The sequence below is a fragment of the Pseudomonas cichorii genome (genome assembly GCF_019719005.1).
GTDB lineage: Bacteria > Pseudomonadota > Gammaproteobacteria > Pseudomonadales > Pseudomonadaceae > Aquipseudomonas > Aquipseudomonas cichorii_E.
The window spans coordinates 55,177-72,614 of the sequence record NZ_JAIGPJ010000024.1; the positions used below are offsets into that span (position 1 = coordinate 55,177).

17 protein-coding genes are annotated in these 17,438 nt (G+C 57.9%); 12 read left to right on the plus strand and 5 right to left on the minus strand.

The window, feature by feature from the left end:
• Nucleotides 1-3 precede the first annotated feature (3 nt).
• Nucleotides 4-573: a lipocalin family protein gene (locus tag K5D32_RS17255; protein WP_221540315.1), complete on the plus strand. Its 570-nt coding sequence runs from the start codon at nt 4-6 to the stop codon at nt 571-573.
• Nucleotides 574-743: 170 nt separating this feature from the next.
• Here K5D32_RS17255 and K5D32_RS17260 read toward each other — a convergent pair whose 3' ends face one another.
• Nucleotides 744-2,108, minus strand: coding sequence for a formimidoylglutamate deiminase (locus K5D32_RS17260; protein ID WP_221601193.1), 1,365 nt, complete (start codon nt 2,106-2,108; stop codon nt 744-746).
• 185 nt (nt 2,109-2,293) lie between these two features.
• Between K5D32_RS17260 and hutC the strand changes: the two genes are divergently transcribed.
• The 6 genes from hutC (at nt 2,294) to K5D32_RS17290 (ending at nt 6,816) form a co-directional block, all read left to right on the plus strand.
• The gene (hutC, locus tag K5D32_RS17265) at nt 2,294-3,004 is read left to right on the plus strand and encodes a histidine utilization repressor (protein WP_221540355.1); all 711 of its coding nucleotides are present in this window, start codon (nt 2,294-2,296) and stop codon (nt 3,002-3,004) included.
• Entirely contained in the window at nt 3,001-3,597 is a 597-nt protein-coding gene (locus K5D32_RS17270) for a HutD family protein (protein WP_221577257.1), read from the plus strand. The genes hutC and K5D32_RS17270 overlap by 4 nt, the downstream gene beginning before the upstream one ends.
• Nucleotides 3,598-3,631: 34 nt before the next feature.
• The gene (gene nhaA, locus K5D32_RS17275) at nt 3,632-4,807 is read left to right on the plus strand and encodes a Na+/H+ antiporter NhaA (protein ID WP_221601194.1); all 1,176 of its coding nucleotides are present in this window, start codon (nt 3,632-3,634) and stop codon (nt 4,805-4,807) included.
• Between the two features lie 106 nt (nt 4,808-4,913).
• A complete protein-coding gene (locus K5D32_RS17280; protein WP_221577259.1) occupies nt 4,914-5,447 on the plus strand; it encodes a DUF3455 domain-containing protein in 534 nt (177 codons plus the stop codon).
• Nucleotides 5,448-5,551: 104 nt separating this feature from the next.
• Complete coding sequence (locus K5D32_RS17285) at nt 5,552-6,118, plus strand: sigma-70 family RNA polymerase sigma factor (RefSeq protein WP_221577260.1); 567 nt, start codon at nt 5,552-5,554, stop codon at nt 6,116-6,118.
• On the plus strand, nt 6,115-6,816 hold the full coding sequence (locus K5D32_RS17290) for an anti-sigma factor domain-containing protein (RefSeq protein ID WP_221601195.1): 702 nt from the start codon (nt 6,115-6,117) through the stop codon (nt 6,814-6,816). The genes K5D32_RS17285 and K5D32_RS17290 overlap by 4 nt, the downstream gene beginning before the upstream one ends.
• A gap of 161 nt (nt 6,817-6,977) precedes the next feature.
• On the opposite strand, the gene K5D32_RS17295 is transcribed toward K5D32_RS17290, so the two are convergent.
• The 4 genes from K5D32_RS17295 to K5D32_RS17310 form a co-directional block, all read right to left on the minus strand.
• Nucleotides 6,978-7,679, minus strand: coding sequence for a DUF6602 domain-containing protein (locus K5D32_RS17295; protein WP_221601196.1), 702 nt, complete (start codon nt 7,677-7,679; stop codon nt 6,978-6,980).
• 182 nt (nt 7,680-7,861) lie between these two features.
• Nucleotides 7,862-9,049 (minus strand): cyanate transporter, encoded by a 1,188-nt coding sequence (locus K5D32_RS17300; protein ID WP_221601197.1) that lies wholly within the window; start codon nt 9,047-9,049, stop codon nt 7,862-7,864.
• Between the two features lie 162 nt (nt 9,050-9,211).
• Nucleotides 9,212-10,288, minus strand: coding sequence for a nucleotidyl transferase AbiEii/AbiGii toxin family protein (locus K5D32_RS17305; RefSeq protein ID WP_221601198.1), 1,077 nt, complete (start codon nt 10,286-10,288; stop codon nt 9,212-9,214).
• Nucleotides 10,263-10,676 (minus strand): DUF6088 family protein, encoded by a 414-nt coding sequence (locus K5D32_RS17310; RefSeq protein ID WP_221593539.1) that lies wholly within the window; start codon nt 10,674-10,676, stop codon nt 10,263-10,265. Before K5D32_RS17310 ends, K5D32_RS17305 begins: the two co-directional genes overlap by 26 nt.
• 600 nt (nt 10,677-11,276) lie before the next feature.
• Here K5D32_RS17310 and hutU point away from each other — a divergent pair.
• From hutU to hutH, 5 genes are all read left to right on the plus strand, one after another.
• Nucleotides 11,277-12,974 carry a urocanate hydratase gene (gene hutU / locus K5D32_RS17315; protein ID WP_221593538.1) on the plus strand — a complete coding sequence of 566 codons (1,698 nt, stop codon included), beginning with the start codon at nt 11,277-11,279 and terminating at the stop codon, nt 12,972-12,974.
• A gap of 132 nt (nt 12,975-13,106) precedes the next feature.
• The gene (locus tag K5D32_RS17320) at nt 13,107-14,072 is read left to right on the plus strand and encodes an ABC transporter substrate-binding protein (RefSeq protein ID WP_221593537.1); all 966 of its coding nucleotides are present in this window, start codon (nt 13,107-13,109) and stop codon (nt 14,070-14,072) included.
• Between the two features lie 71 nt (nt 14,073-14,143).
• The gene (locus K5D32_RS17325) at nt 14,144-14,995 is read left to right on the plus strand and encodes a proline/glycine betaine ABC transporter permease (protein WP_221601199.1); all 852 of its coding nucleotides are present in this window, start codon (nt 14,144-14,146) and stop codon (nt 14,993-14,995) included.
• On the plus strand, nt 14,995-15,822 hold the full coding sequence (locus K5D32_RS17330; protein WP_260407431.1) for a glycine betaine/L-proline ABC transporter ATP-binding protein: 828 nt from the start codon (nt 14,995-14,997) through the stop codon (nt 15,820-15,822). Before K5D32_RS17325 ends, K5D32_RS17330 begins: the two co-directional genes overlap by 1 nt.
• Nucleotides 15,823-15,833: 11 nt before the next feature.
• Nucleotides 15,834-17,375 (plus strand): histidine ammonia-lyase, encoded by a 1,542-nt coding sequence (gene hutH / locus K5D32_RS17335; RefSeq protein WP_221601200.1) that lies wholly within the window; start codon nt 15,834-15,836, stop codon nt 17,373-17,375.
• Nucleotides 17,376-17,438: the final 63 nt, after the last annotated feature.

Below are 17,438 nucleotides of genomic sequence, written 5' to 3' on the forward strand. Positions count from 1 at the left end.
CTCATGATCAAGCTACTTCTACGCTTCGGCATTCTCGTCATGGCCAGCTTCCTGGCCATCGGCTTCGCCCATTCGGCAGACAACCTCGAACCCAAGACCGTCGACAGCGTCGATCTCAAGCGCTATCAGGGCACCTGGTATGAGCTGGCTCGGCTGCCGATGTTTTTCCAGCGCAACTGCGCGCAGTCCGAAGCTCATTACACGCTCAAGCCTGACGGCAATATCGGCGTAACCAACCGCTGCCGGACAATCGAAGGCAAGTGGCAGGAAGCAACCGGCACCGCCTCGCCACAAGTACCGGGCAAGACCGACAAGCTGTGGGTGGTCTTCGACAACTGGTTCTCACGACTGCTGCCGGGTCTGGCCAAGGGCGACTATTGGGTTCTGGCCATCGGTGACGACTACAAGACTGCCGTGGTCGGCAATCCTGATCGCAAATACCTGTGGCTGCTGTCCCGCACGCCAACCGTGTCGGAGCAGGTCAAGCAGGACATGATGAGCAAGGCACGCCAGCAGGGTTACGACACCAGCCGACTGATCTGGCGTGAGGATGATTCAAAGATCGGCAAGTGATTTGAGTCTAGGGATTGTGGGAGATTACCCGCCGCCTCGGCGCCGCGCTGTCGCGCAGCAAACAGGTAGGAGCGCGCTTGCCCGCGACCGGCTGCGCAGCAGTCGTAGATTTTGCGAGCGCTTCGCACTCGGTCGCGGGCAAGCGCGCTCCTACCCAGGTCGCGAAAAGCCTACCCCAGCAATTCCCGAAGCACCTGCGCAAACGCACGGCTGCTTTCCTCTTCTGCCGCATGACGCCCTTCGCGCACGACCCAGCGACCATTGACCAGCACATCGCGAACCTGACGATCACCGCCCGCAAACAGCCAGCGGTTGAGGATGGCATCGCCGCAGGCGGTTTCCAGATACGGGTCCGAACCATCCAGCACTACCCAGTCGGCACGCTGCCCGACCTCAAGCTTGCCGATGCCCTGCCCCAACGCCTGCGCCCCGCCGCTCAATGCTGCATCGAACAGGGTTCGACCGACCATCGGTTGATCGCTGCGATACAGCCGGTTGCGGCGCTGATCCCGCAGACGCTGGCCGTACTCCAGCCAGCGAAGCTCTTCGACCACACTCACCGACACATGGCTGTCCGAGCCAATCCCCCAACGACCGCCCTGAGCGATGTAGTCCACGGCCGGAAAAATACCGTCGCCCAGGTTGGCTTCCGTGGTCAGGCACAAACCGGCCACGCTGCCACTTTGCGCCATGAGGGCGACTTCATCCGGCTCGGCATGGGTCGCATGGACCAGACACCAGCGCTGATCCACGGCCACGTTTTCATACAGCCATTGCAGCGGACGTCGACCGCTCCAGTTCAGGCAGTCATCGACTTCCTTCTGCTGCTCGGCGATATGGATGTGTATCGGGCACTGCCGGTCGCTGGTGGCCAGCACTTCACTGATCTGTTGCGGAGTGACGGCGCGTAGCGAGTGAAAGCACAGCCCCAGATTCTGAGCTGCCTGACCGGTGATGACCGGCCTCAGACGAGCCTGCAAATCCAGGTAGCTGTCGGTGCTGTGGATAAACCGGCGCTGCCCTTCGTTTGGCGCTTGCCCGCCAAAGCCCGAATGGCTGTAGAGCACCGGCAACAATGTCAGGCCAATGCCCGCCGACGTGGCGGCCTGGCTGATCTGCAAGGCCAGCTCGGCAGGATCGGCATAAGGTTTGCCGTTGGTGTCCTGATGGACGTAGTGAAACTCCGCGACCGAGGTGAAGCCGCCCTTGAGCATTTCTATATAGAGCTGACGGGCGATGACGCCCACCTGTGGCGCGCTGATCTTTCCGACCAGTCGATACATGAGGTCGCGCCAGGTCCAGAAGCTGTCGCTGGGATTGCCTGCCACTTCCGCCAACCCCGCCATCGCGCGCTGGAACGCATGGGAGTGCAGATTCGGCATGCCGGGCAGCAACGGGCCGCTTACCCGTTCTGCGCCCTGGCTATCCGCATTGGCTTGCACCGAGCTCAACAACCCATCAGAACTGACCTCCAGACGGACATTATTGGCCCAACCATCAGGGAGTAATGCACGCTCGGCAAAGAAGGCTGGCATTGACTTCAAACCTCATCACTGTAATTTGTATATACATATACAGACGTTATGATGCCCGGTAAACCTTCGCGCGCTTGCCGTACCGAAGGTTAATGGTTAGCTTGGGCGCTATTTCGTAGCTGAACCACCCAGACAAGGACCCGCACGTGCCGATTCCGCCCGCCTCTTCTCCCTTGGCAGCCCAGATGGGCGAAAGTCCGGCACCGCTCTATGCCCGCGTCAAACAGATGATTGCCCTGCAAATCCAGAACGGCACCTGGCCGCCGCATCATCGCGTGCCGTCGGAAAGCGAACTGGTGACCCAACTGGGTTTCAGCCGCATGACCATCAACAGGGCATTGCGCGAGCTGACCGCCGAAGGCCTGCTGATCCGCATGCAGGGCGTCGGTACTTTCGTCGCCGAACCCAAAAGCCAGTCGGCGCTGTTTGAAGTCCACAACATTGCTGACGAGATCGCAACGCGAGGTCACAGGCACACCTGCAAGGTCATCATTCTCAAGGAAGAATCCGCCGGCTCCGAGCGCGCACTGGCGCTGGACATGCGCGAAGGCCAGAAGGTGTTTCACTCGTTGATCGTCCACTTTGAAAACGATATCCCGGTGCAGATCGAGGACCGTTTCGTGAATGCGCTGGTGGCGCCTGACTACCTCAAGCAGGACTTCACCCAACAGACGCCTTACGCCTATCTGTCGCAAGTCGCGCCGCTTACCGAAGGCGAGCATGTGGTCGAAGCCATATTGGCCGATGCCGATGAGTGCAAGCTGTTGCAAATCGATGCAGGCGAGCCGTGCCTGCTGATTCGTCGCCGGACATGGTCAGGACGTCAGCCGGTTACCGCCGCTCGCCTGATTCACCCCGGCTCCCGCCATCGCCTGGAAGGACGCTTCACCAAATGACCCGGACCCGAACCCTGCGCGCCACCGATTACCCTCGCATGCCGTGGAAAAACGGCGGCGGCAGCACCGAAGAAATCACTCGCGATGCCGGGCAGGACCTGGACGGCTTCGGCTGGCGCCTGTCGATTGCCGATATCGAGACGTCTGGCGACTTTTCGGTGTTTGCCGGTTATCAGCGGATCATCTCCGTAATCCAGGGGGCTGGCATGACTCTGGATATCGACGGCGTCACCAGTCGCCCGTTATTGCCCACCGACCCGCTGGCCTTCAGTGGCGACAGCCAGGTCAGTTGCGCGCTGCTCGACGGCCCGATCCGTGATTTCAACCTGATCTATGCTCCACAGCGTTACAGTGCCCGCCTGCACTGGATCGATGTGCGCCAGCCACAGCGGGTGTTCAGCTCCGCCAGCACCTTTTTGCTGTTCAGCGTTGCCGAGCAGATCGGCGTCAGCGTAAATGACGGGCTCTGGGAAATCCTTGGCAGAAACGACTGCCTGCAAGTGGATAACCAAGGCGGCCTGCTGGAAATCGAGCTGCAAGCACCCAGCGCCAGTCGCTGCTGCCTCATCGAACTGAGTGCCTTGAGCGCTTGAGCCACAGAATCAAGATCCTGTTTCAAGGACGAGCATGACCCGATTGCCTCCAAAGGAAACACCTAGAGCCGTTGCCATCCTCGCCCGCTTCCTGGCATCGGAATCGGCAGGCGGCATTGTCCTGATGGGCGCAGCGCTGGCCGCACTGATCGTTGCCAACTCACCTCTGGCTCCCGGCTATTTCGCCACCCTGCACAGCGTCTGGCTTGGGCTTTCCGTCGAGTTGTGGATCAACGACGGGCTCATGGCGATTTTCTTTCTGATGGTCGGCCTGGAAATCAAACGCGAAGTGCTCGCGGGCGGCCTCGCCACCTGGGAGCAACGCGCCCTGCCCGGCTTTGCCGCGGCGGGTGGCATGCTGGTCCCGGCGCTGATCTATCTCGCCGTCAACTGGGGCAACCCGCAAACCATCAGCGGCTGGGCCATCCCGGCGGCCACCGACATTGCTTTCGCGCTTGGCGTGCTGTCGTTACTGGGCAAGCGGGTGCCGACGTCCCTGAAAGTGTTCCTCGCAGCGCTGGCGATTCTCGATGATCTGGGGGCCGTGACCATCATCGCCTTCTTCTACAGCTCGGGCCTGAACCTGCCGATGCTGCTGGCGTCCTTCGTGACCCTGGCAGTGCTGGTTGCAATGAACCGCCTGAAGGTGCGGCGCTTGTTGCCGTACCTGATACTGGGCGCGCTGCTGTGGTTCTTCGTGCTGCAATCGGGTGTGCATGCCACGCTCGCGGGTGTGGCGCTGGCGCTGTGCATTCCCTTGGGCAAGCCTGAGGAAGAAGCGCGCTCGCCGCTGCTGTTTCTCGAAGAGAAGCTGCATTACTGGGTCGCCTTCGCCATCGTGCCGGTGTTTGGATTCGCCAATGCCGGGGTTTCACTTGCCGGTATTTCTGCCGAAAACCTGCTGGACCCTGTGCCCCTCGGCGTCGCGCTGGGTCTGTTTGTCGGCAAGCAGATCGGCGTGTTCCTGGCCGCCTTGCTGGCGATACGGGCCGGGCTGGCGGTACTGCCGCAAGGCAGCAACTGGGTTCAACTCTATGGCGTGGCGCTGCTTTGCGGCATCGGTTTCACCATGAGCCTGTTCATTGGCAACCTGGCCTTCCCCGGCGCAGCGCATCTGGTAGATGAGGTGAAGATCGGCGTTCTGATGGGCTCGGGCCTGGCTGCGATTGCCGGTGTGCTGCTGTTGCGCAGCCGTTTCAGTCGGCCCTGAAAAAATATTTTCAAATCACTGCATCCAGATCGTTTTCTCGCGGGTAGTACATACAGCAGCCACTTCGAGTTGCTGAGCGCGGTTAAACAATCTGGAGATTTTCTGCATGAACGCAAAACGTTTGCTCTGCCTTGCAGGTAGTACCCTGGCTCTCACCTGCCTGACTTCTGTTGCCATGGCTCAGACTTCCCTGCCCGAAAGCGTACGGGTGCCGGACGGTCACAAGATCACTCTGGAAACCACCGGCGTGGGCGAGATCACTTACGAGTGCCGCGCCAAGGCCAACTCCACCACCGAAACCGAATGGGTATTCGTCGGCCCCAAAGCTGTTCTCAATGATCGCAGCGGCAAGCAAGTCGGCACCTACTACGGCCCACCGGCTACCTGGGAATCCAAAGACGGCTCCAAGCTGACCGGCACTCAAGTGGCCGTTGCACCTTCCAGCGCGGGCAACCTGCCTTACCAACTGGTCAAAGCCAACCCGGCTGAAGGCAAAGGCGCTCTGACCGGCACGGCCTACATCCAGCGCGTAGCCTTGAAAGGCGGCGTTGCGCCAGCCACAGCCTGCTCGACCAGCAACAAGGGCGCGAAGGAAGTGGTCAAGTATCAGGCCGACTACATTTTCTGGGCCAGCAAGTGATTGAAGCCATTCAATCGGGTGTCGCGCAGTCAGTAGTCTATGCTGCTGCGCGGGGGCCTTGTGATATCAACAAGGCAGCAATCATCCATTGATGGCGGATCGACGTGTCTTCACACGAATCTCTCTTTGACTACGAAGCAACGCTGCATGCCTGCGCTCGCGGTGAGCGCCAGGCCTTGCAGCGTCTCTATCAACAGGAAAGCGCCCGGCTGCTCGGCGTCGTCGTGCGGCTCGTGCGTGACAATGCGCTGGCGGAAGACATCGTGCATGATGCGTTCCTCAAGATATGGAGCAATGCGGCAAGTTTCGATCAGACACGAGGTTCGGCACGCGGCTGGATTTTCAGCGTGACCCGCCATCTGGCGCTCAATCGCCTGCGCAGCAATGCACGGGAAGTAAGCCTGGAAGACGACGGTAGCGAAGATCACCACGAACCGGCCACGCTTGAAGGCTGGCAGGAAACCGGTGATGCTTTTGACTGGCGCGTCAATCCGGGACGGATTCAGTTCTGCCTGGAACAACTTGAACCGGTGCGGCGCAACTGTGTTTTCCACGCTTACGTGGACGGTTACTCGCATCAGGAAATCGCGCAGAAAATCGGCGCCCCCTTGGGTACGGTCAAAGCCTGGATCAAGCGCAGCCTGACGGCTTTGCGGGAGTGTATGGGATGACTCGGCCTACAGACGAAAACATCCATGAACTGGCCGGGGAATACGTACTCGGCACCTTGCCTGCCCGGCAGAGAATCGATATCCAGCGCCGCCTGCCACACGAGCCCGCCTTGCAGGCCGCCGTCGACGCCTGGGAAGAACGCCTGCTGCCACTGACCGATATGGCCGAACCTGTGACGCCGACGCCCGGACTCTGGAATCGTATCGAACGCAACCTCACAGGCTTCACGGCAAACAAGGCCGAACCACAGCGTGTCCGCTGGTGGGACAACCTGTCGATCTGGCGCGGCCTGGCCGGCGCAGGTCTGGCTGCATCACTGGTGCTGGGCTCGATGCTTTTCATTCAGCCACCGCAGGCACCATCCTATCTGGTCGTACTCGTTGCGCCACAGGACAAGGCACCCGGCTGGGTCGTTCAGGCCAGCAACTCACAGGAAATCCAGCTCATTCCTCTGGGTGAAACCCAGGTTCCTGCGGACAAGGCACTGGAATTCTGGACCAAGGCCGACGACTGGCAAGGTCCGGTATCCCTCGGCCTGGTGAAACCGGGCCAGACCCTGCATATACCGCTGGATAAGTTGCCACCGCTGCAACATAACCAGTTGTTCGAACTGACACTGGAGAAGTCTACGGGCTCGCCTGTTGGTAAACCGACCGGACCGATTCAGTTTATCGGGCGGGCGGTGAAGGTGATTTGATAGAAGGAGGGCGCTTAAGATCTCGAAGTTTCAAAACATTAAATCTCTTGCATCTAAATTTACCGAACGAACAATTATCGATATAAAATAATAAAAACCATGCAAGATCAAAAACATCCCCCCAAAACATGACGACAACCCTACAGCAAAAAAACCAACTATCACAACCAGTCCTGCAACTTAAACTCACCTCTACTTTCCACTGTCTCCTCAATTAAATTTAACATACCCACCAAAAATCTAGCAGCATTCTCAGTCGCAACCTTACTCTCGAAAAAACCATCACTCCTACTCCAAACACCTTTATCAAGCACTCCAATCAATTTAAAAAGGTCCGATATATCTCCTAGGGACTGCAATCTTCCGAGCTTCTCCCGCGCTCGGACAAGCTCATCTTTTTCTGCATCCGAGGTAAAAGAAAAAACTGCATAAAGTGGATAAAATGTTCTTCCACCCTCTAGTTTTCCTGGCCTTCTAACTCTGAGTCCGTTGGGGTTTTTTGGAGAAAGTCTAAAAGCCGCATCTGACAGTGCTTCATAATGAGAGGATCGCAGACAGCTTTTCACCTCAAGAACACACATTACACTATCAATAGGATATAGCCCTCTACCGCCGACTTCCAAAATAGGCGGCATCATTCGCTTATCATAAATTATGACATCACACTGTCGACTTTGCTTACTCCAATTATCGACTATTACACCAGACCCAATATCAAAATGAAAAGGCAAACAAGGCTTTATAAGTGAGGCCACAAAATATTCTCTAAACGCCCCCTTTTCTCCCTCATGCTCCAACCCACCAGCCAGATTGTATAGCTGGACCATATGATCCGTAGCGATATCGATAGCTTTTCTGAACATACCTTCCCCATTACAACTCAACACCCAGCACACTTTACTAACCAACTTGAACTTCAAAAGCTTTTTCACTGACAGCCATGGTCAATTTTGCCATCTTTTCATATATTCACGCTACAACTAGAAACAAGCAACAATATTTATAAAATAAAGCTGTATAGCTATAGGCACACTTTTCAAATCAGTCATTCACCAATGCGCTTGTACTGGCGAGGATTGAACCGCAACACAATCCCGATCATCGCCACCATCACAGCTGTCAGTGTCCACCACGCGCCCTCGAAACTGCCCGACTGGTCACGGATGACGCCAGCCAGCAGAGGCGACAGCCCCGCAATCAGGTAGCCGATGCCCTGCACGAAGGCAGTCAGGCTGCCAGCACGGGCCGGGTTATCGATGTGGTCCATCGAAATGATCAGGCTCATGGGGAACAGACCGCCGATCCCCAGCCCCAGCAGGCAAGGCCACAGCAACGGCATATGATCAAACCACAGGATAAGGCCGCAGAAACCGGCAACGATCGACAGCAGCAACGCCGCCAGTGCCCAACGCTTGTCCCGGGTCTGGTTGACGATTGCGGGTACAGCCAGACCGGACAGAACTTCCATCGCCGTCAGGAAACCCAGCACTAGCCCCGCGTCCTGTTCGCTCCAGCCCCTTTCCACGTAATAAGGTGCCAGCCAGGCCAGCACACAGGTGTACGAAGCCGTGCCAAGGCCGAAGAACAAGGCCAGCAACCATGCGCGTGGCTTTGTGGAAAACGAGTCGGTCTTGCCCTTGGGCGCGGCTTCGACCACCGGAATCGCCGAGCGTTGAAGTGTCCACAAGACCAGTGCCAGCAATGCGAGCACACCCCATATCGCCAGGGAAACCTTCCAGCTACCACTCTGCTTGAGCACGAAAGGCGAGAGCGACGCCGCCAGTGCAGCACCACCCATGATCGAGGTGACATACAAGCCCATGAACAGGGAAACGTTGTCCTTGAAACGGGTCTTGATCAAGGCAGGCATCAACGCCTGAATCATTGCGATGCCCAGCCCGGAAAGGACCGCACTCACGATCAACTCCACCGCGCCATCAATGAACAGTCGGGACGCACTGGCGATACCGATCACCAGCAGCGACAACCCGATGGCCCGATGTTCGCCCAGGGATCGGGCCAGCCGCATCCCGAAAAACATCCCGAGCCCCATCGCCATCACCGGCAACATGGTCAACAGCGAGGCCAGGCTGAAACTGAGAGGAATATCACCCCGAATGGCCGACAGAAGCGGCCCGATGGCCGCCATGCTGGGCCGAAGATTCAACGCCACCAGCACGACACTGGCCATCAACCAGAAGGCGTGAGTGGTTGAAGTACGTATGTTTTCCATCACAAAACCTTGCCATCCCTAAAGACATGATTAGGCCGCGCAACCTACGTAGGGGACAAATGAAAATCTGGGGGGATGTATTGAGAAATTAGGTTTGTGTGGTGGGTGCATTGTCTTTATCGATCTGCTCACCGCACAGCAAGTCAGACAAAGCACAAATCCTTACGATTGGCCGGTCTCCGCCATGCTTCCATGATTCAGGAATCGTTCCGCGACGGTAGCAAAAGCGGCGTAGCAGGTTTCAAAATCCGGCTTGTCAGTGGCGTAAAGCAATGGCTTCAGACGGTTTTCAAAGTTAGCTTTGATCCCATCGTGGGTGGCTGCAAAGGCCAAGCTTCGCCGAAGCACCACATAGGGAGCCTGATCAAACTCCGGATGCTGCCCCTTGAACTCCTCCGCATCCTTTTGAACTATTGCAGCGAAGATTTCGCATGCAGGCTCAATGGCCTCAGGCTGGCTGCCAGCAATACGCCAGACATCATAGACGTGACGAACCAGCGCAGTGTCAAATTCGCCACGTTGACGCCCATCCCAGCTCCAAGCGCAGCGGCGCAGTAATGACACCACCTTTTCAGCCAAAGTTTCTGCCACTGTAATGCAGGTCATGGAAAAGCGGAGAGGGGTTGCGCGAGGAACAAACTCGTCAAGCATGTATCCCATTTCACGGGTTTCAGCGGCCAGAATCGGAGGACGATGAATGAGTTCAACCTTGAGCTGTGGACGAAGCACGCCAGAAACATCCTGAAAATGCGCGCTGTACGAAACCAGCAGGCAATAGTAGCGTCGGTTATCGCGCGATACCGGGTTTTCCTTGTTGTCGTGCTCTACATACGCGAAGCCCATTTTCGTCAAATGACGCTCCACTTCTCTATGTAACTCACCTAAGCGTGCTCGATCTGAGAATCCGTTCGGCAGGGCATAGCCTTCAGGTACATCCTCCAGCATGATTTTGATGTCAATGTCTTCGGACATCCTTTCGATGAGACCGTGAGCTTTGGAAAGGCAGGTACCACCCGCGAAGATTAACCGTGTAGTCAAAGTGACTGACTTTGGCTTTGGATCCCCCTTCCGGCGATCCTTCTGATAGGCAGTGTGGGTGATTTGAATTTGGGCTAAAACGCTCAGCGCATCCGTTATGTGCTGGTCTTTCTCGGCTACGACAGCAGGGAGGTTTCCCAGCATTCCTGCAGTCGCAGCGTCCTCTATATCAGACCTAAGCTCGTCTGGAATTTTTTTCATAATTTAAGGTGCTATTCCCTACCGTCACTTTCCGCGTGATGCGTCGAGATCCAGTGTTGACAGTCGCCCCCATTGGAATCTGGGTCGATTTGCCGCTGTTGTACTCCTCTACCAGTGAACTTGGCGCTACATAAATATTGAGCTTGCGAAAAAGCTCGGCAGCGATCATTTCCAATGTTCCAGCCGGGGTTGGCTTGCCCGTGAACTTGTTGATGCGAGTCTTGGCGAACGCCCCCTTGCTCACGCGAATGAGAATCCCATTCTCCACAAATCGGGCAAGCACACGTCCAACCTGAGAGTCACTCCCCATTTTCGTAAAATCCGAGCGCAAGACGACCACGCTTTCACGCTGCTTAATTGAGCGACCCATGCGATCTTCAAGCTTCATACCTTATCTCCCATGTGAAGCCAAATTCAACGATGTCACTCTAGCCTTTAATTCTGTTTATGACCATATTTAATGGGACTTCCATGTTACAAAACCTGCGCATTGATGCGTGTTTTTTACTTATTTAAAATGAGAATCCAAGTGCCTTTTTTGCCATCAAACCACTTGGCAACGCACCTGACAGACATTCCTCAAACTATTGGAAACCGTTGGCCGGATACATGGACTCGTCACTGAGACCAGGGCCTTCGCCATTATCACCACCAAGCCCCATCACATCGCAAACCCACCACCGCGCTGTTACCCATCGCCCCAAAACCGTGCAAGACATCCCGTCAGTAACAAGCCTTCCTCCCAGACACCCAGTAGATCCACATGCCCTTGCAACGCCTAAAGCCCAATGTTTACAGGCGTTCCCAGCCTTTCACCGATCCACACACCAGCCTGCAAACAAAGTTGGTCCGTCAATTGCTTATGCTTGTATGTACAAGTAGAGACAGGTTATAAATGACTGCGCTCCACTCAACAGAATTCGCCTGAGTGCCAGGCACCGCTCGCCCTTCATCGGGCTGGTTTGGATTGATCGCTGAGGATTTTTTTGTGACCGACAATAATCAAGACCGCAAGCAAGACTGGACCCGCCACCGCGATGTGGAAGTGCGGGCTGCCCGTGGCACTCAACTGACGGCAAAGAGCTGGCTGACCGAAGCGCCGCTGCGCATGTTGATGAACAACCTTGATCCGGAAGTGGCCGAGAATCCGAAAGAGCTGGTGGTTTATGGCGGGATCGGGCGTGCGGCACGTAACTGGGAGTGCTACGACAAGATCGTCGAGAGCCTGACCCAGCTCAACGATGATGAAACCCTGCTGGTGCAGTCCGGCAAGCCGGTCGGCGTGTTCAAGACTCACAGCAATGCGCCGCGTGTGCTGATCGCCAACTCGAATCTGGTGCCGCACTGGTCCAGCTGGGAGCATTTCAACGAGCTGGATGCCAAAGGTCTGGCGATGTACGGCCAGATGACCGCGGGCAGCTGGATCTACATCGGCAGTCAGGGCATCGTTCAGGGCACGTACGAAACCTTCGTCGAAGCCGGTCGCCAGCATTACGACGGCAGCCTCAAAGGTCGCTGGGTACTGACCGCAGGCCTGGGTGGCATGGGTGGCGCGCAGCCGCTGGCCGCAACACTGGCCGGAGCCTGCTCGCTGAACATCGAATGCCAGCAGAGCCGCATCGATTTCCGTCTCAAGACTCGCTACGTCGACGAACAGGCCACTGATCTGGACGACGCTCTGGCGCGTCTCGCCCGCTACACCGCCGAAGGCAAGGCCATCTCCATTGCACTGTGCGGCAACGCAGCTGAAATCCTGCCGGAAATGGTCCGCCGCGGCGTACGCCCGGACATGGTCACCGACCAGACCAGCGCCCACGACCCGCTCAATGGCTACCTGCCCAAAGGCTGGAGCTGGGAAGACTACCGCGCCCGTGCACTGACCGAGCCCGCCGCCGTCGTCAAGGCAGCCAAGCAGTCCATGGCCGAACACGTCGAAGCCATGCTGGCTTTCCAGAAAGCCGGGATTCCGACCTTCGACTACGGCAACAACATCCGTCAGATGGCCAAGGAAGTAGGCGTCGACAATGCCTTCGACTTCCCGGGATTCGTGCCCGCCTACATTCGGCCATTGTTCTGTCGCGGCGTAGGTCCTTTCCGCTGGGCTGCCCTGTCGGGCGATCCGCAGGACATCTACAAGACCGACGCCAAGGTCAAGGAACTGATCCCGGACGACGCACACCTGCACAACTGGCTGGACATGGCCCGCGAACGCATCAGCTTCCAGGGTTTGCCAGCGCGTATCTGCTGGGTCGGCCTGGGCCAGCGCGCCAAACTCGGCCTGGCGTTCAACGAAATGGTCCGTAGCGGCGAGCTGTCTGCGCCCGTGGTGATCGGTCGCGATCACCTGGACTCCGGCTCGGTCTCCAGCCCCAACCGCGAAACCGAATCCATGCAGGACGGTTCCGATGCGGTATCCGACTGGCCACTGCTCAACGCCCTGCTCAATACCGCCAGCGGCGCGACCTGGGTGTCGCTGCATCATGGCGGCGGTGTCGGCATGGGCTTCTCGCAGCACTCGGGCATGGTGATTGTCTGCGACGGCACCGATGAGGCCGCCGAGCGTATTGCCCGCGTGCTGCACAATGACCCGGCGACAGGCGTTATGCGCCACGCCGACGCCGGTTACCAGATAGCGATTGATTGCGCCAAAGAGCAGGGCTTGAACCTGCCGATGATCGGGCGTTAAGGGCATTTGCCATGAATGTGGCGGTTCAGAGCCGCCACATCGAAAAAAGTCAGGATAGACACTGATAACGCCCACAGGCCGGATGCCTACTTGAAGCTGCCGTCATCCCTTTCAGGCTTTGGAGCATCGACAATGAAAATGAAAAAAGCGCTGTTAACCACTCTGGTATCGGCTGGCCTGCTGGTCAGCGCTGGCGCAAGTCAGGCGGCCGGGTGGTGCGAGTCAGGCAAGCCGGTCAAGTTTGCCGGTCTGAACTGGGAAAGCGCGATGTTGCTGACCGACATTCTTCAAGTCGTCCTGAGCAAGGGCTACGGTTGCAGCGTGGATGCGCTGCCGGGCAACTCCATCGCCATGGAAAACGCCCTGAGCACCAATGACATTCAGGTCTTCGCGGAAGAGTGGGTAGGCCGCAGCGAAGTCTGGAACAAGGCCGAGGCGGCTGGAAAAGTCGTAGGGATCGGCGCACCCGTGGTCGGAGCCGTCGAAGGCTGGTACGTACCGCGGTACGTGATTGAAGGCGATGCCAAACGCAAGCTGGAAGCCAAGGCTCCGAACCTGAAATCCATCGCTGATCTGGCTCAATACTCAGCTGTGTTCAAGGATCAGGAAGAGCCCGGCAAAGGCCGTTTCTACAACTGCCCGGCCGGCTGGACCTGCGAGCTGGAAAACAGCGAAATGCTCAAGACCTACGGCCTGGAAAGCAAGTACACCAACTTCCGCCCAGGCACCGGCCCGGCGCTGGATGCGGCTATTCTGTCCAGCTACAAGCGGGGTGAGCCGATCCTGACGTATTACTGGTCGCCCACGCCATTGATGGGCCAGGTTGATCTGGTTCGTCTGGAAGAGCCCGGCGTCAACAAGACCATCGATATCAAGGTCGGCGTGTCCAAAACCTTCCACGAACAGGCCCCTGAACTGGTCGCTGTACTGGAGAAGGTCAACCTGCCTATCGACCTGCTGAACCAGAACCTGGGGCGTATGGCCAAGGACCGGATCGAGTCGCCGAAACTGGCGAAGATTTTCCTCAAGGAACACCCGGAAGTCTGGCACAAGTGGGTCAGCGAAGACGCTGCAAAAAAGGTTGAGGCCTCTCTGTAGACCCCGGAGCAGATTATCTGCGCAGGCACAGGCGACATGGCTGTGCCTGACAACTTGATCGAGAGCACCTTATGTTTCCCGAAAGTTTTACCTTCTCCATTGCCAACTGGGTCAACGACGGGGTTGATTCGCTGGTCACCGAGTACGGCGATGTGTTCCGGCACATCTCCGATACCTTGCTGTGGGCCATCGTCAATCTGGAAAGCCTGCTGCGCATGGCACCCTGGTGGCTGGTGCTGATGATCGTGGGCGGCATTGCCTGGCATGCGACCCGAAAAGTCGTTACCACCACATTGATCGTCGGCCTGCTGTTCCTCGTCGGCGCTGTCGGGTTGTGGGACAAGCTGATGCAGACCCTGGCGCTGATGCTGGTCGCCACGTTCATCGCAGTGCTGATCGGCATTCCCCTGGGCATTCTGTCAGCGCGCAGTAACCGCCTGCGTTCGGTACTGATGCCGCTGCTGGACATCATGCAGACCATGCCCAGCTTCGTTTACCTGATCCCGGTGCTGATGCTGTTCGGTCTGGGCAAGGTCCCGGCCATCTTCGCCACCGTGATTTACGCCGCGCCGCCGTTGATTCGCCTGACCGATCTGGGCATTCGTCAGGTCGATGGTGAAGTGATGGAAGCAATCAACGCCTTTGGTGCCAATCGCTGGCAACAACTGTTCGGCGTGCAACTGCCGCTGGCGATGCCAAGCATCATGGCCGGGATCAACCAGACCACCATGATGGCGCTGTCGATGGTCGTGATTGCTTCAATGATCGGTGCCCGTGGCCTGGGCGAAGACGTTCTGGTGGGTATCCAGACCCTCAATGTCGGACGCGGCCTGGAAGCTGGTCTGGCCATTGTCATTCTGGCGGTTGTCATCGACCGCATCACCCAGGCCTATGGCCGCCCACGGCATGAGGCGAGCAAATAATGAGCCTGGAACCGAACAAAATCGTCGTCAAAAACGTGTTCAAGATCTTCGGCAGCCGCTCGAAAGAAGCGCTGGCGATGGTAAAGCAGAACAAGAGCAAGGATCAGGTGCTGGACCAGACCGGCTGCGTGGTGGGCGTAAACGACCTGTCGCTGTCGATCGGCAGCGGTGAGATCTTCGTCATCATGGGCCTGTCGGGTTCGGGTAAATCGACGCTGGTGCGCCATTTCAATCGCCTGATCGACCCTACCAGCGGCGAAATTCTGGTGGATGGCGAAGATATCCTGCAGTACGACATGGAGGCCCTGCGCCAATTCCGTCGTCACAAGATCAGCATGGTGTTCCAGAGCTTCGGCCTGCTGCCCCACAAGAGTGTGCTGGACAACGTGGCGTACGGCCTAAAGGTGCGCGGCGAAAGCAAAGCCCTCTGCCATGAGCGGGCGCAACACTGGATCACCACCGTGGGCCTCAAAGGCTACGAAAATAAATACCCGCACCAGCTCTCTGGCGGCATGCGCCAGCGTGTTGGCCTGGCGCGGGCATTGGCAGCCGATACCGACATCATCCTGATGGATGAAGCGTTCAGCGCTCTCGATCCGCTGATCCGCGCCGAGATGCAGGACCAGTTGCTGGAGCTGCAATCGACGCTGAAGAAAACCATTGTGTTCATTACCCACGACCTGGACGAAGCCGTGCGCATCGGCAACCGGATCGCGATTCTCAAGGATGGCCGCCTGATTCAGGTCGGAACACCCAAGGAAATCCTTCACTCGCCCGCCGACGATTACGTTGATCGCTTCGTGCAGCGGCGTGCAGTCACTGTTTAAGGGTGGTGTCGATGCAACGAGCAGAACAGATCGTTTTCGGCGATGCACCGACAGGCTGGCAGGACGTGGTGGCCGTCGCCCGTGATGGCGCGCACCTGATGCTGTCGGAACGTGCCTGGGCTCGCATCGACAATGCCCAGGCCATCGTCCAACGCATCGTCGCCAGCGGCGAACGGGCTTATGGTGTGAACACCGGCCTCGGTGCGTTGTGCAATGTCTCACTGGCAGACGAACAACTCAGTCGTCTGTCGCGCAACACCTTGCTCAGCCATGCCTGTGGCGTAGGCGCGCCGCTGCCCGACGAGCAGACGCGGGCCATCATCTGTGCCGCAATTCTCAACTACAGCCAGGGTAAATCCGGCATTCATCGGCAAGTGGTGCAAGCGCTGCTGGCGTTACTCAACCACGGCATCACGCCGCAAGTGCCGTCGCAGGGGTCGGTGGGTTATCTGACACACATGGCGCATGTCGGCATTGCACTGCTGGGTGTGGGCCAGGTCAGTTATCGCGGGCATATCGTTTCGGCGCAGCAGGCATTGAGCGAAGCAGGTCTTGCCCCCGTCGAACTGGGTGCCAAGGATGGACTGTGCCTGGTCAACGGCACGCCCTGCATGACCGGTCTGAGCTGTCTGGCCATTGCCGATGCAACGCGCCTGACACAGTGGGCCGACGTGATCGGTGCCATGACCTTTGAAGCGCTGCGCGGCCAGCTCGATGCCTTCGACGAAACCATCATCGCCCTCAAGCCCCATCCGGGCATGCAGCAGGTCGGCAAGAACCTGCGCAACCTGCTGGCGGGCAGCGAAGTGCTCGCCAGCAGCCAGGGCATCCGGACTCAGGACGCACTGAGCATACGCTCGATACCGCAGGTGCATGGCGCAACGCGTGACCAGTTGGCCCACGCGATCAGGCAGGTCGAAACCGAACTGAATGCGGTCACCGATAACCCGTTGCTGCTGGGTACTCCCGAGGATTATCGCGTGGTGTCGCAAGCCAACCCACACGGCCAGTCCGTCGCCATGGCGGCAGATCTGCTGTGCATGGCGGTGGCTGAACTGGGCTCGATTGCCGAACGCCGCCTGGATCGCCTGATCAACCCGGCCGTCAGCGGCCTGCCGGCTTTTCTGGTCAGCCAGCCGGGCGTCAATTCGGGGATGATGATCGTCCAGTACGTGGCCGCCTCGCTGTGCGCAGAAAACCGCCAACTGGCCCAACCGGCAGTGGTCGACAACTACGTCACCTCGGGCCTTCAGGAAGATCATTTGAGCCTGGGCACCAGTGCCGCCTTGAAGCTGCATAAGGTCCTGGGCAACGCAACGCAGATTCTGGCCATCGAATACCTGCTGGCGGCCCAGGCATTTGAATTCCTCAAGCAGCAGCGCTTCGGGGCAGGCACCGATATGGCCTGGCGTGCATTACGTGAACAGATCCCCGCTTATGACGAAGACCGCTGGCTGGCACCGGATATTGCCAGCAGCGTAGCCGTACTCAAGAACGAAGAAGTGCTGGAGAGGATTTTCCGGCACGGTCGTGAACAGACGACAACCCCATAACAACAGGGCTGCAAGGCGGCGTGCTGCAAAAGAGCAACCGCCTGACATCAATCAAGGAGTAGC